16 protein-coding genes and 6 tRNA genes are annotated in these 12,212 nt (G+C 46.3%); 19 read left to right on the top strand and 3 right to left on the bottom strand.

Features of this window, described 5'->3' with window-relative positions; genetic code table 11:
* Complete coding sequence (dinB, locus tag HF324_RS29055) at positions 1 to 1,215, bottom strand: DNA polymerase IV (protein ID WP_168861456.1); 1,215 nt, start codon at positions 1,213 to 1,215, stop codon at positions 1 to 3.
* Between the two features lie 407 nt (positions 1,216 to 1,622).
* Here dinB and HF324_RS29050 point away from each other — a divergent pair, with 407 nt between their 5' ends.
* Positions 1,623 to 2,288, top strand: a complete 666-nt coding sequence (locus HF324_RS29050) for an SdpI family protein (protein WP_168861455.1) — start codon at positions 1,623 to 1,625, stop codon at positions 2,286 to 2,288.
* Between the two features lie 79 nt (positions 2,289 to 2,367).
* Here the strand turns inward: HF324_RS29050 and HF324_RS29045 are convergent, their stop codons facing one another.
* Positions 2,368 to 2,814 carry a hypothetical protein gene (locus HF324_RS29045; RefSeq protein ID WP_078667069.1) on the bottom strand — a complete coding sequence of 149 codons (447 nt, stop codon included), beginning with the start codon at positions 2,812 to 2,814 and terminating at the stop codon, positions 2,368 to 2,370.
* Positions 2,815 to 2,922: 108 nt separating this feature from the next.
* Between HF324_RS29045 and HF324_RS29040 the strand changes: the two genes are divergently transcribed.
* The gene (locus HF324_RS29040; protein WP_168806823.1) at positions 2,923 to 3,675 is read left to right on the top strand and encodes an XRE family transcriptional regulator; all 753 of its coding nucleotides are present in this window, start codon (positions 2,923 to 2,925) and stop codon (positions 3,673 to 3,675) included.
* Here the strand turns inward: HF324_RS29040 and HF324_RS29035 are convergent.
* Entirely contained in the window at positions 3,672 to 3,881 is a 210-nt protein-coding gene (locus HF324_RS29035; RefSeq protein WP_220101250.1) for a hypothetical protein, read from the bottom strand. The genes HF324_RS29040 and HF324_RS29035 overlap by 4 nt on opposite strands.
* A gap of 288 nt (positions 3,882 to 4,169) precedes the next feature.
* Here HF324_RS29035 and rpsU point away from each other — a divergent pair, with 288 nt between their 5' ends.
* The 17 genes from rpsU (at position 4,170) to rplL (ending at position 12,146) form a co-directional block, all read left to right on the top strand.
* On the top strand, positions 4,170 to 4,367 hold the full coding sequence (rpsU, locus tag HF324_RS29030) for a 30S ribosomal protein S21 (RefSeq protein WP_078667072.1): 198 nt from the start codon (positions 4,170 to 4,172) through the stop codon (positions 4,365 to 4,367).
* Between the two features lie 89 nt (positions 4,368 to 4,456).
* Positions 4,457 to 5,395, top strand: coding sequence for a tyrosine-type recombinase/integrase (locus HF324_RS29025; protein ID WP_258539325.1), 939 nt, complete (start codon positions 4,457 to 4,459; stop codon positions 5,393 to 5,395).
* A 163-nt stretch (positions 5,396 to 5,558) separates the two neighbouring features.
* Positions 5,559 to 5,858, top strand: a complete 300-nt coding sequence (locus HF324_RS29020; RefSeq protein WP_078667073.1) for an HPF/RaiA family ribosome-associated protein — start codon at positions 5,559 to 5,561, stop codon at positions 5,856 to 5,858.
* A 235-nt stretch (positions 5,859 to 6,093) separates the two neighbouring features.
* Positions 6,094 to 6,167: transfer RNA gene (locus tag HF324_RS29015), tRNA-Thr, on the top strand.
* Between the two features lie 73 nt (positions 6,168 to 6,240).
* Positions 6,241 to 6,326: transfer RNA gene (locus HF324_RS29010), tRNA-Tyr, on the top strand.
* Positions 6,327 to 6,516: 190 nt separating this feature from the next.
* Positions 6,517 to 6,589: transfer RNA gene (locus tag HF324_RS29005), tRNA-Gly, on the top strand.
* Between the two features lie 15 nt (positions 6,590 to 6,604).
* Positions 6,605 to 6,676 (top strand) — tRNA-Thr (locus HF324_RS29000).
* 120 nt (positions 6,677 to 6,796) lie between these two features.
* Positions 6,797 to 6,876 (top strand) — tRNA-OTHER (locus tag HF324_RS28995).
* A gap of 74 nt (positions 6,877 to 6,950) precedes the next feature.
* On the top strand, positions 6,951 to 8,138 hold the full coding sequence (tuf, locus tag HF324_RS28990; RefSeq protein ID WP_078667074.1) for an elongation factor Tu: 1,188 nt from the start codon (positions 6,951 to 6,953) through the stop codon (positions 8,136 to 8,138).
* A gap of 102 nt (positions 8,139 to 8,240) precedes the next feature.
* Positions 8,241 to 8,314, top strand: a tRNA-Trp gene (locus tag HF324_RS28985).
* A 98-nt stretch (positions 8,315 to 8,412) separates the two neighbouring features.
* Positions 8,413 to 8,610: a preprotein translocase subunit SecE gene (secE, locus tag HF324_RS28980; protein WP_113617219.1), complete on the top strand. Its 198-nt coding sequence runs from the start codon at positions 8,413 to 8,415 to the stop codon at positions 8,608 to 8,610.
* Positions 8,611 to 8,614: 4 nt separating this feature from the next.
* Entirely contained in the window at positions 8,615 to 9,181 is a 567-nt protein-coding gene (gene nusG / locus HF324_RS28975; protein ID WP_078667076.1) for a transcription termination/antitermination protein NusG, read from the top strand.
* 169 nt (positions 9,182 to 9,350) lie between these two features.
* Positions 9,351 to 9,533 (top strand): hypothetical protein, encoded by a 183-nt coding sequence (locus HF324_RS28970; RefSeq protein ID WP_168861452.1) that lies wholly within the window; start codon positions 9,351 to 9,353, stop codon positions 9,531 to 9,533.
* A gap of 324 nt (positions 9,534 to 9,857) precedes the next feature.
* Positions 9,858 to 10,301, top strand: coding sequence for a 50S ribosomal protein L11 (gene rplK, locus HF324_RS28965; protein ID WP_078667078.1), 444 nt, complete (start codon positions 9,858 to 9,860; stop codon positions 10,299 to 10,301).
* Positions 10,302 to 10,344: 43 nt separating this feature from the next.
* Complete coding sequence (gene rplA / locus HF324_RS28960) at positions 10,345 to 11,034, top strand: 50S ribosomal protein L1 (RefSeq protein ID WP_192023207.1); 690 nt, start codon at positions 10,345 to 10,347, stop codon at positions 11,032 to 11,034.
* A gap of 57 nt (positions 11,035 to 11,091) precedes the next feature.
* On the top strand, positions 11,092 to 11,619 hold the full coding sequence (gene rplJ / locus HF324_RS28955) for a 50S ribosomal protein L10 (protein ID WP_168806814.1): 528 nt from the start codon (positions 11,092 to 11,094) through the stop codon (positions 11,617 to 11,619).
* Between the two features lie 155 nt (positions 11,620 to 11,774).
* Entirely contained in the window at positions 11,775 to 12,146 is a 372-nt protein-coding gene (gene rplL / locus HF324_RS28950; RefSeq protein ID WP_168806813.1) for a 50S ribosomal protein L7/L12, read from the top strand.
* The last annotated feature ends 66 nt before the right edge of the window (positions 12,147 to 12,212 follow it).

The raw sequence follows: 12,212 nt of genomic DNA, 5'->3' as shown, positions 1-12,212 counted from the left end.
TTATCCTTTATAATACGGCATGATATCTTTTTTCGGTGCGGGGTATTTTCTTTTGCCGGGAGGCACCACGTTGGTGCCTTTTAGCAGCATGTCCCAGCCGAAACGGTTTTTGATTTGATCGATGGCCTGATAGAGGGAGATCATCTCCTGGCTGTCATCGAAGAGACTGATCTGATGGTTGCCCTGTACGAGGTGGCTGAAACGTACGCCGATGAGGCGTACCAACAGGCGGCGGTCGTACAGTTTTTTAAACAGGTCTTTTACTTTTTCCAGCAGCACATGATCGGAGCAGCTGTAGGGGATGGTCATCTGTTTGGTGACTGTTTCAAAGTCGGAGTACCGTATTTTGACGGTCACGCAGCCCGTCAGTTTATTTTGCTGCCGCAGTTCAAAAGCTATTTTTTCCGTCATCCGTACCAGTTCCGCGTGCAGGAATTCCATGTCGATGGTGTCTGCGGGGAAGGTGCTTTCCGTGGAAATGGATTTTTGTTCATAGTAGGGTACCACGGGGGAATCGTCGATGCCGTTGGCTTTGCGCCAGAGGGAGAGGCCGTTTTTGCCCATCCAGGCTTCCAGCAGGGAAGGGGGCACTTCGCTGAGTATTTTCACGGTTTCCACGCCGCGTCGCCGGAGCTGTGCTGCGGTTTCTTTTCCAACCATGGGTATTTTTTCGATGGGCATGGGAGCAAGGAAATTTTTTTCGGCGCCGAAGGGGATTTCCAGTTGCCCGTTGGGTTTTGCTTCATCGGTAGCTACTTTGGACACCAGTTTGTTGGATGCGAGCCCGAAGGAGATGGGCAGGCCGGACTCTTTGATGATGGCTTTCCGCAGTTCCGTGTTCCATTTGAGGGAGCCGAAGAATTTATCCATGCCGGAGAGGTCGAGATAAAATTCATCGATGGAAGATTTTTCATACAGTGGTGCTTTGTCAGCGATGATACTGGTCACTTCGCGGGATTTTTCGCTGTAGCGGTCCATGTCGCCGCTGCGGACGATGGCATGGGGGCACAGGCGGAGGGCAGTTTTCATAGGCATCGCTGAGTGGATGCCGTAGCGGCGGGCTTCATAGCTGCAGGCCGCTACCACGGCGCGGTCGCTGCTACCGCCTATCAGCAGGGGTTTGCCTTTCAGCTGGCTGTCATGCAGGCATTCCACCGACACAAAAAAACAATCCAGATCGAAATGTGCGATGGCTCGCTGTTGTAATGTAATCATGCTGCCCTGTTTTAGTGCCGTTGTGCGGTCTTCCCGTTATTCACCGGAGCGATCTTCCTTCCTGGTTCAGGTGTCGTTGTGTGGTCTTCCCGTTATTCACCGGTTCTGTTTATAAAAGTGGTCCTTCTCTCTGCTCATAAGCGATAAGCGGATGGCAGGCCGGGCGAAGGGTCAGCACGGATAGTGATCAGCAGGGCCTGCCAGCCGTAATCACTTTGATCTGTTGTAAAGATACTAATTTATTTAGTTTTACTAAAATTATTAGCAATTTTTTATTCAGATTTTATTCCCGTTTTCAATTTTCCTAACTTTGATACAACATATCCGGGGGCCCATCTGTAGTAGATAAGAGAATGGAAATGAAGGTATAAGTAAAGCGTGAATGTTCATCTTTAAACCGTCATCTCATGAAACAGACCAATGCTTCGAAGGAAATCTTTATCCTGGCTCTGTTGCTCTTGCCCATGGCCTATCTGGCCATTATCTGGAACTACCTGCCAGCGATTATTCCCACCGATCAGGATGTATCTGAGCAGACGGAAGGCCGTAATGCATTTCTGTTACTGATGATTTTCCTTTTTGTGACCAATGCGCTGATTTACGCGTTGTTCCGTTTTATTCCCAGAACGGCGGAGGGCAGCCCGGCGCAGGCCAGCGTGGAGCAGCGGGAGTTTTACCGCATCCGTTTCATGATACATACTTACCTGGCGATTTTTACCTGTCTTTTTATTTTTATGGCGAGCCGGGGAGAGCCTTTTGCAATGGAGCGCTGGGCTTTTGTGGGAGTTGGTTTGCTGATTACGGCGATAGGATTATATTTGTGGAAGTTGCAGCTGGAACCGAATCACTACGTGGGCGTCCGTACGCCGTGGACACTGCAAAGCAAGGAGATCTGGAGGGAGACCCACCGTATGGCCGGTACGCTCTGGGTGAGCGCCGGGGTGGTGATGATGATCGCGGGTTTTTTCCTGTCGCTCGTTACCGGGGTGTTCCTGATCTTTTTTGCAGCGATCGTGCTGGCAGCGTTGCCTTACATTTATTCGTTCCGGTTATATAACAAGGACAAAGGATAAGTTTATTCATAGTGGTCAATCATAACAAAAGAAAATGGCGGTCAGCTGACCGCCATTTTTCATGCTGATAAGTTTGTGCTTAGAACCAGGCAGCACCCAGCGCCTGACGGAAAGGCCATGGAATAAGGGCCAGTATCAGGATAAATGCGATCCCGTAGAATATAAGGGCCAGCTTGTGTTTCTGGGCATCGGAAGTAGCTTTCTTTACTTTGGATTTGCCGATGTGCACCAGGGCAATGGCAATCACAGCCATCAGAGTATGTTCCACCGTGAAAAAGCGGAGCGCAGAATTTTTCATGGCGGCGCCCATGTCGGCCAGGCCGGCTTTTGCTTTCTCGCTAAATACAAAATATAACAGCAGTCCCACCAGCAGCTGAATATCGCAGAAGATCATGAAAAACAGTCCTGCTTTATTGTCGGCTGCCGTGAATGGTGTTTTTCCGGAAACGCCTTTGAATGCGCGGATCACTGCCCAAAGCCCAGCCAATACGATTGCCCATCTCAGAATAGAATGTAGATGTACCATAACAAGTTGATTTTACCGGGCAAAAATAAGCGAAGCGTCTTGAATATATTTGGGATTTTATAAAATTATTTGCTAATTTTGTTAGCAAGGTACTAAATTATTTAGGTTATGTCCGTAGTATGCCAGAATTTAAAATATCTGCGTAAGCAAAAAGGCTGGACGCAACAGGAGTTTGCAGACAAACTGGGTATCAAGCGTTCCCTGCTGGGTGCCTATGAAGAGGAACGTGCAGAGCCCCGTACGGAAGTGCTGGAACAGGTCAGCGACATGTTCCGGGTTTCCATTGACGACCTGCTCCGCCGGGACCTGGGCTCCCAGAAAGACAGTTTCCTGGAGAAACGCCGTCAGCAGAAGCTGGGCAATGCCCGTCAGGCTATCCAGTTTGTGCCGGTAAAAGCCGCTGCCGGTTACCTGGCCGGTTATAACGACGACGAGTTTATCGAGGAACTGAATACGTTTACCCTGCCGATGCTGGGCGCCGGCGACTACCGGGCTTTCGAGATCGCCGGGGACTCCATGCTGCCCGTTCCTTCCGGTTCCGTGATCGTATGTCACAAGGTGGAAGGCTGGGAGGAGATTAAAAACAACGAGACCTATGTGGTCGTGACTTCCCGCGAAGGAATCGTGTTCAAAAGGGTGCTGAAAAGCAACCGCGCCAAATCAAGGATCACACTGGTGTCTGATAACCCCCAGTTTGAACCGTACCCGGTGGAAATGGAAGAGGTACTGGAACTGTGGCAGTCTGATGCCGTTATCAGTAAATCCAGCCAGCAGAGCCGTATGAGTGTTAACCACCTGGCCGATATGGTCAGCCACCTCCAGGACCAGGTTAGCCTGCTGAAAAAGAAAATCAAGGACTAGAGAAGGGTACTGTCTGCAACAGGGCTGCGCTGGCCGCGATAATAGCGGACGGTATGTGTGGATGTGCCTGGTGGGCTTCTGCTGGTGTCCCTGCTGGTAAATGTCTGCCATTTGCCGGTGATGCCAGGTTGTTGCTGGTTCACTATTCGCCGGTCCGCCATCTGCCCATCCACTGTTCGCCCGTCCACTGTTCGCCAGTCCGCCATCTGCCGGCCCACCAGCTGCTGGTCTGCTGTTTACCGGTCCTGCGTTTCCTGGCAGCCCCTGTCTGTCGTTTGGCTATTTATCTGCCACTGGTTACACACCGGGGTCGGGAGGAGGATTTCTTCGAAAAAGGGGCCTCTGAAGTAAAGTGTATAAGCGATTCATTTCCGGGTATTTAAGCATTGTATAAAAAGGAGTGGAAGAAAAAAAAGACAACAGGCCGGTTTGGTTTTTGTTTTTATAAAATGTTGTCTTATCTTTGCATTCCTAAAAAATAAGAGGCAAAAATTATGTTGATCATTGATTCTAAAGATTGCGAAAACATAGACAAGGCGCTTAAAAAATATAAAAAGAAATTTGAGAAAGCACGCATCCTGCTGCAACTCAGATCACGCCAGTCTTTTACTAAACCATCTGTAAAACGCCGTACGCAGGTGTTGAAAGCTGTTTACAAACAACAGCTGGCCAGTGGTAAATTGGAAGCTTAGTCTGTTGTAGCCATCACAGGCTTATCAACTCGAAATATTTGATGATTGTAAGGTTATTTAATAACTTTACAATCATCAATCTTTTTGCGTTGAACGAAGTATTATATTCCTTAGCCGAGCGATTCATCTCCTATATTCAGCTCGAAAAGCGATACTCAGAGCATACCTGCACCGCCTATCGCAATGACCTCCTTCAATTCTTCGATTACACTACGGCCGCCTACGGTCCTGTGACCATAGGGGACATTACGCACATCATGGTGCGCAGCTGGCTGGCGGGCCTTATGGAAGATGCCATGACCGCCAAGAGCGTTAACCGCAAGATCTCCACCCTGAAATCTTTTTTCAAATTCTGTATCCGCCAGGAGCTGCTGCAGCAGACACCTATGGCCAAAGTAGTGGCGCCGAAAATCAGCCGCCGCCTGCCCGGATTTATCGACGAGAAAGGGATGAAGGCGCTGGAAGATAACCGCAGCCCTGTTTCCGTGACCACCCCCTTTATCTTTTCCGATGACTTTGAAGGAGCCACCCACCGGCTGATCTTTGAGATCTTTTATCAGACCGGTATCCGTTTGTCGGAGCTGATCTCCCTGCAGGAGTTCCGGGTAGACAAGGGCAACCTGTCTATCAAAGTGATGGGGAAAGGAGGGAAGGAGCGTATTATCCCGATCAGCAGCCAGCTGTGTGCGCAGATCACCACCTATATGGAGCAGAAGCGGCGGGAGCTGGAGGCGTTTGAGCCGGCGGTGCTGCTGGTGCATCCACACAGCGGCCAGCGGTTGTACCCCAAGTATGTATACCTGATGGTGCGCAAATACCTGACGGACCATGAAATCACTACCTACAGGAAAAAAAGCCCGCACTTGCTGCGGCATACTTTCGCTACGCATCTTACCAATAACGGGGCCGACCTGAAAGCGGTCAAGGACCTGTTAGGCCACGCCAGTCTTACGTCTACGCAGATCTACACCCACACTACCATCGAGCAGTTGAAGAAGGTTTACCAGCAGGCGCACCCCAAGGCGTAGCGCATTATTTTTTCATTTTAACAAAATATTACGCGTCAGAACAGCATTGCATTACAAAAGTGAGTATATTTAATACAGAAGTTCTTTCACAACCAAGAGAATGCCTATGACCATGGTTTACACACTATAACCTAGATTGTTAAATATTTAAAAAATTAGTGCTATGAACGTTCAAATTCAAACTGTGCATTTTGATGCTGATTCAAAACTGATTGATCACGTGAATAAGAAACTGCAGAAACTGAACACTTTTTATGACCGTATTGTCAGTGTGGATGTATTTTTAAAATTGGATAATTTAGCGCATCAGGTTAAAGATAAAATTGCCGAAATAAGAGTACGAATTCCCCGTCAGGACCTCTTTGTCAAGCATGAATCCAAATCCTTCGAAGAGTCCTTTGATCTTGCCTTTGATTCCTTAGTCAACCAGGTGAAACGCCAAAAGGAAAAGAAATTTCAATAATTTTTTAAAATAATTTTGGAAATATTAATCTCTTTGCTACCTTTGCCATCCCGATTCAAAAAGAGGGTCGGTAAAGGTAGCAAAGTTCTTTATGGTAGGGCGTTTTCAGGGAGACAGATAAAATTTTAAATATTTGTAACAAACTGAAAAAAAGATTTTGAGATTTGAAAAAATCGCTTAATTTTGCGCTCTCTTTCAACGAGTTACTTTTTTGAAAGAATGTTTTTTGAAAGATGCCAGCATAGCTCAGTTGGCCAGAGCTACTGATTTGTAATCAGTGGGTCGGGGGTTCGAATCCCTCTGCTGGCTCATCAAATTTTGATATTTAGCTATTTTTAAATTTTTAAATTTCAAAATAACCAAATTTCGAAATTTCAAAAACGGGCAGGTTCCAGAGCGGCCAAATGGGGCGGACTGTAAATCCGCTGTCTTTCGACTTCATAGGTTCGAATCCTATCCTGCCCACCAAAACGGCTTGTTCCGCTTTTGCCCTAGCAGAGGCGGAACAATGTTGTTGAGTGGAAGGTGAGAACAAATTCTCGGTTGACAGACAAAGTAATTCCCGGCGCCTGTGATACAACAGCCTTTTATGTTCTTTAATTTATTCAGGAAGATTCATACAGCGTTATTACCTTGCTGTGTTGGATTTGTCCGGTATGCGGGAGTAGCTCAGTTGGTAGAGCGACAGCCTTCCAAGCTGTAGGTCGCGGGTTCGAACCTCGTCTCCCGCTCGCATATCATTTCAAGCTGTTGTAGCTCAGGGGTAGAGCACTTCCTTGGTAAGGAAGAGGTCGAGAGTTCAATTCTCTTCAACAGCTCTTTTGAATTTTAGAAGAGAAGCATCGCGGTCGCAGTGATATCACTTCGCCACTACATACACTCCATAAAATTCGGATTTCGGATTCGAATTTGTTAATTCTGCACTCCGAAATAAACTTAGCGTTGTAGCTCAATGGAAGAGCATCCCACAAATTTTACTTTATCGGGAAGGACATGAGTTCAATTCTCATCAGCGGTACAAGTTTGTAAAAAGCCGTGTTTTAAAAACAACTATCAATACAATCTTTACAAACCATCTAAAAAGAAAATACAATGGCAAAAGAAACCTTTAAGCGGGATAAACCCCACGTAAACATTGGTACCATCGGCCACGTGGACCACGGTAAAACTACCTTGACTGCTGCCATTACCACAATTTTGGCAAACAAGGGTCTGGCAGAGAAAAGAGGCTATGATGAGATCGATGCTGCTCCTGAAGAAAAAGAAAGAGGTATCACTATCAATACAGCTCACGTAGAGTATCAGACAGCTAACCGTCACTATGCTCACGTTGACTGCCCTGGTCACGCTGACTATGTGAAAAACATGATCACCGGTGCTGCCCAGATGGACGGTGCTATCCTGGTGGTTGCCGCTACAGACGGTCCTATGCCACAAACCAGAGAGCACATCCTGCTGGCTCGCCAGGTAGGTGTACCTCGTATCGTAGTGTTCATGAACAAAGTTGACCTGGTTGACGACGCTGAACTGCTGGAACTGGTTGAGATTGAAATCCGTGACCTGCTGAGCTCTAACGGCTTCGACGGTGACAACGTTCCTGTAATCCAGGGTTCTGCTACCGGCGCACTGGCTGGTGACGAAAAATGGGTTGGCGCTATCGAGCAACTGATGGAAGCTGTTGACACTTACATTCCGCTGCCTCCTCGTCCGGTTGATCAGGACTTCCTGATGTCCGTAGAAGACGTATTCTCTATCACAGGTCGTGGTACCGTTGCTACAGGTCGTATCGAACGCGGTCGTATCAAAGTTGGTGAGAACGTTGAAATCGTAGGTCTGCAGGAAGAACCCCTGAAATCTACTTGTACAGGTGTTGAAATGTTCAAAAAACTCCTGGACGAAGGTGAAGCTGGTGACAACGCTGGTCTGCTGCTGCGCGGTATTGAGAAAAACCAGATCCGTCGTGGTATGGTTATCTGCAAACCCGGCTCTATCACTCCGCACACTGAATTCAAATGCGAAGTTTACGTACTGAGCAAAGAAGAAGGTGGCCGTCACACTCCGTTCTTCAACAAATACCGTCCTCAGTTCTACTTCCGTACAACTGACGTAACCGGTGAAGTTGAACTGCCTGCAGGTGTTGAAATGGTAATGCCTGGTGATAACGTTACCCTGACTGTAAAACTGATCCAGCCGATCGCGATGGACAAAGGTCTGAAATTCGCTATCCGTGAAGGTGGTCGTACAGTAGGTGCCGGTCAGGTTACTGAAATTATCAAATAAGTATTTCCAAAATACTAAAAGCCATTAGCTTCGGCTATTAAATGTCAGGATTTATTATTATATTTGCTGACTGCTGAAAGCTCAAAGCTAATGGCTTTATACACGGGTATGGTGCAACGGTAGCATACGGGTCTCCAAAACCTTTGATCTGGGTTCGAATCCTAGTACCCGTGCCAAGGTTAATTAAATGGTTGAATTGTTATTATTAAAAAATAGAACAATTCAACCATTTTTAGGCTTTAATCAATTGACCATAAATCGTTAACTTTACAGAATGAATAAGATCAGAAACTACTTCCGTGAGTCTTATCATGAGTTGGTCTACAAAGTATCCTGGCCTACCTGGCAGGAACTGCAGTCCTCTACCATGATAGTGCTGATAGCAACACTCTTTGTTACAGCACTGGTTTGGGGTATGGACGCCGCTTCCAATTTTGTGTTAGCACACTATTACGAAATATTCAAAAAATAAATAAATGGATGCAACCAATATTCCTGCGCAGGAAACAAAGTGGTATGTACTCCGCGTTGTTAGTGGCAAGGAAAAAAAAGTGAAGGAATACCTGGATATTGAAGTGCGCCGATCTGATTGGGGTAACGTAATCACACAGGTATTTCTCCCGGTGGAAAAAGTATATAAAGTGCAGGCCGGTAAAAAAGTAATGCGTGAGAAAAACTTCTATCCCGGTTATGTGATGATTGAAGCCATCGATGGTAAAATGACCGACGAAGTGATCCAGGCCATCCGTAACGTGTCTGGCGTTATTCACTTCCTGGGCAAGGAAAAACCCATTGCACTCCGTAAAGCCGAAGTCAACAAAATGTTAGGTAAAGTAGACGAACTGAGCGATCAGGGACTCACCATGAGCGAACCTTTCATCGTCGGCGAAACCATCAAGATCATCGACGGACCGTTCAACGATTTCAACGGTGTCATCGAAGAAGTGATCGAAGACAAAAAGAAACTGAAAGTAACCGTGAAAATCTTTGGCCGCGCCACCCCTGTGGAACTGAACTTCATGCAGGTGGAAAAATTAGCCTAGTTACGGTATCAAATAATTACAAAAAGCGCTCCGCACTCCGGAGCGCTTTTTTATTTTGATAGTTGTTTATTTTTGATATTTTTAGAGGGATGGCTTTCTGAGCCACGTCTAATATTATATACCCATTGTCAAAGGCCAATATCCCGAAACCCAATCATAAAATAACAAAATGAGAAAATTGCTTTGCGGCGTGGCCGGCTGCCTCTTCCTGCTGTCTGCCTCCGGGGAATGGGTGAACGGGATGTCGCGGCAGTTGGACGAAGTGGAGAGGAGGGCACGGGCCGCTGAGGGTGACAGACCCGGACAACCGCCGGGTTATTGCAGGAGGTGCTGGAGGCCAATACGCAGCTGAAGCAGCGCATTGCCGATGAGCAGGCTTTTGCGGCAAAATATATTAAGACGGGGAAGATGTTCCGGAAGTCACTTTTTTATAAAGTGGGGTTTTAGCTGTACTTTTGCATTTCTCCGGATTATAAGGTTTTTTAACGGGAATGCAATGGATTTGTAAAAAAAAGGTGACTGGTAGCAAAAAGAATGCCCAAATTCAAATACTTTTTGGCATTTTGATATTATTATTTACCTTTGCATCCCCTTTAAAAGGTTATTTCAGTTCCTTTTAGTTTTGGGAGTTCTCTGTACGGCAGAGGACGTTTTAACCAAATTAAACACATAAGAAATGGCAAAAGAGATCGCAACGTACGTGAAATTGCAGGTGAAAGGCGGCCAGGCCAACCCTGCACCTCCGATTGGTCCTGCACTGGGTTCCAAAGGTGTGAACATCATGGAGTTCTGCAAACAGTTCAATGCCCGCACCCAGGATAAAATGGGTAAAGTATTGCCTGTATTGCTGACTGTTTACACTGACAAATCATTTGACTTTGTAATTAAGACTCCTCCGGCACCGGTACAGCTGCTGGAAGCTGCTAAAATTCAAGGTGGTTCTAAAGAGCCTAACCGTAACAAGGTGGGTAAAGTGACCTGGGCACAGGTGGAAGCTATCGCGCAGGATAAAATGCCTGACCTGAACTGCTTCACACTGAACAGCGCTATGAAAATGGTAGCTGGTACTGCCCGTAGCATGGGTATTACTGTTGAAGGTAAAGCTCCCTGGGAAAACTAATTGGTTCACCCTGTTAAGGCAGGAACTTTAAATCATTTTGACAATGGCAACTAAAAAGAGAAAAGTAGCGCAGGCTAAAGTTGATAAAAACAAGGCGTATTCGCTGAAAGAAGCCTCTGCACTGGTAAAGGATATCAACTGCACTAAATTCGACAGTTCTGTCGATATACATATCCGCTTAGGCGTTGATCCTAAGAAAGCTGACCAGGCTATCCGTGGTTCCGTAACGCTTCCCCACGGTACTGGTAAAACAAAGAAAGTTTTAGTGCTCTGCACACCTGACAAAGAAGCTGCCGCTAAAGAAGCTGGTGCTGATTTCGTTGGTTTGGACGAGTTTATCCAGAAGATTGAAGCTGGCTGGACTGAGATCGATGTGATCATCGCTACTCCGGCTGTAATGCCTAAAATCGGTAAACTGGGTAAAATCCTGGGTCCCCGCAACCTGATGCCGAACCCGAAAACCGGTACTGTTACCAACGACGTAGCTGCTGCTGTGAACGAGGTGAAAGGTGGTAAAATTACCTTCAAGGTAGATAAAGCTGGTATCATCCACGCTTCTATCGGTCGCGTATCTTTTGCTGCTGATAAAATCGAACAGAACTCTCAGGAGCTGATCAATGCTATCATCAAGCTGAAACCGGCTACTGCAAAAGGCACTTACCTGAAAGGTCTGTCCATGGCTTCTACTATGAGCCCTGGTATCGCCATCGACACTAAATCTGTTCAAAACTAATTGATCACGCGTGTGTAGCCTTATCTGCAAGGAGGGGCTTGCTACAAACGGTAAAATATGAATAAAGATCAAAAAAATGAAGTGATCGAACTGCTGAAAAGTAAGTTCTCTCAATATAACAACTTCTACATCACTAACACCGAATCATTAACGGTAGCGCAGGTTAACGACCTGAGGAAGACTTGCTTTGACAAGCAGGTGGAAATGAAGGTGGCTAAAAACACCCTGATCCGCAAAGCACTGGAATCTCTGGACAGCGAGAAATATGCAGGTATTTTTGATGCACTGCACGGTGTAACTGCCCTGATGTTCTCTGACAGCCCGAAAGAGCCGGCCCTGATCATCTCCAGCTTCCGTAAAGCAAACGCTAAACTGGAAAAACCAGTACTGAAAGCAGCGTTCGTAGCTGACGAAATCTTCATCGGCGACAACCAGCTGACTGCCCTGACCAACATCAAGACCAAAAACGAGCTCATTGGCGAAGTTATCGGTCTGCTGCAATCTCCTGCAAAACGCGTTATCGCTGCTTTGCTGGAAAAAGGCAAGAAAGAAGGCGCAGTGGAAGAAGCTCCTGCTGCAGAATAATTGGAATTTGTGGATTTACGGATTTAGAAATTTTGGAATTTATTCCTCCGTTTAAATCAAAAAATCCGAAAATCAGAAAATTCCTACATAACAATGGCTTCCAAGTCACAATATAATTAACAAACATTACAAACATTACATTAAAACATTATAAAATGGCAGACGTAAAAGCATTAGCCGAACAATTAGTAGGTTTAACTGTTAAGGAAGTACAAGAACTCGCAGACGTACTGAAAAACGAGTACGGCATTGAACCAGCAGCTGCTGCTGTTGTAGTTTCCGGCGGTGGCGACGGCGCTCCTGCTGCTGAAGAAAAAACTGCTTTCAACGTAGTTCTGAAATCCGCAGGTGCATCCAAACTGAACGTTGTTAAGGTTGTAAAAGACCTGACCGGTCTGGGTCTGAAAGAAGCGAAAGAACTGGTTGACGGCGCTCCTAAATCTGTGAAAGAAGGCGTTAGCAAAGCAGAAGCTGAAGATCTGAAAGCTAAGCTGACTGAAGCAGGTGCTGAAGTTGAAATTCAGTAATTCTTTGCTTAGTATACATCTTTTAAAGGTCAAAAGTGCCCATGGTACTTTTGGCCTTATTCCCTT

It is taken from the genome of Chitinophaga oryzae (assembly GCF_012516375.2).
Lineage (GTDB): Bacteria > Bacteroidota > Bacteroidia > Chitinophagales > Chitinophagaceae > Chitinophaga > Chitinophaga oryzae.
This window is presented reverse-complemented; position numbering and strand designations above follow the sequence as displayed.

Bases quoted from the DNA above. Each gene is read 5' to 3' on its own strand.
- dinB (WP_168861456.1), bottom strand. From the start codon at position 1,215: ATGATTACATTACAACAGCGAGCCATCGCACATTTCGATCTGGATTGT.
- HF324_RS29050 (WP_168861455.1), top strand. From the start codon at position 1,623: ATGAAACAGACCAATGCTTCGAAGGAAATCTTTATCCTGGCTCTGTTG.
- HF324_RS29045 (WP_078667069.1), bottom strand. From the start codon at position 2,814: ATGGTACATCTACATTCTATTCTGAGATGGGCAATCGTATTGGCTGGG.
- HF324_RS29040 (WP_168806823.1), top strand. From the start codon at position 2,923: ATGTCCGTAGTATGCCAGAATTTAAAATATCTGCGTAAGCAAAAAGGC.
- HF324_RS29035 (WP_220101250.1), bottom strand. From the start codon at position 3,881: ATGGCGGACTGGCGAACAGTGGACGGGCGAACAGTGGATGGGCAGATG.
- rpsU (WP_078667072.1), top strand. From the start codon at position 4,170: ATGTTGATCATTGATTCTAAAGATTGCGAAAACATAGACAAGGCGCTT.
- HF324_RS29020 (WP_078667073.1), top strand. From the start codon at position 5,559: ATGAACGTTCAAATTCAAACTGTGCATTTTGATGCTGATTCAAAACTG.
- tuf (WP_078667074.1), top strand. From the start codon at position 6,951: ATGGCAAAAGAAACCTTTAAGCGGGATAAACCCCACGTAAACATTGGT.
- secE (WP_113617219.1), top strand. From the start codon at position 8,413: ATGAATAAGATCAGAAACTACTTCCGTGAGTCTTATCATGAGTTGGTC.
- nusG (WP_078667076.1), top strand. From the start codon at position 8,615: ATGGATGCAACCAATATTCCTGCGCAGGAAACAAAGTGGTATGTACTC.
- HF324_RS28970 (WP_168861452.1), top strand. From the start codon at position 9,351: ATGAGAAAATTGCTTTGCGGCGTGGCCGGCTGCCTCTTCCTGCTGTCT.
- rplK (WP_078667078.1), top strand. From the start codon at position 9,858: ATGGCAAAAGAGATCGCAACGTACGTGAAATTGCAGGTGAAAGGCGGC.
- rplA (WP_192023207.1), top strand. From the start codon at position 10,345: ATGGCAACTAAAAAGAGAAAAGTAGCGCAGGCTAAAGTTGATAAAAAC.
- rplJ (WP_168806814.1), top strand. From the start codon at position 11,092: ATGAATAAAGATCAAAAAAATGAAGTGATCGAACTGCTGAAAAGTAAG.
- rplL (WP_168806813.1), top strand. From the start codon at position 11,775: ATGGCAGACGTAAAAGCATTAGCCGAACAATTAGTAGGTTTAACTGTT.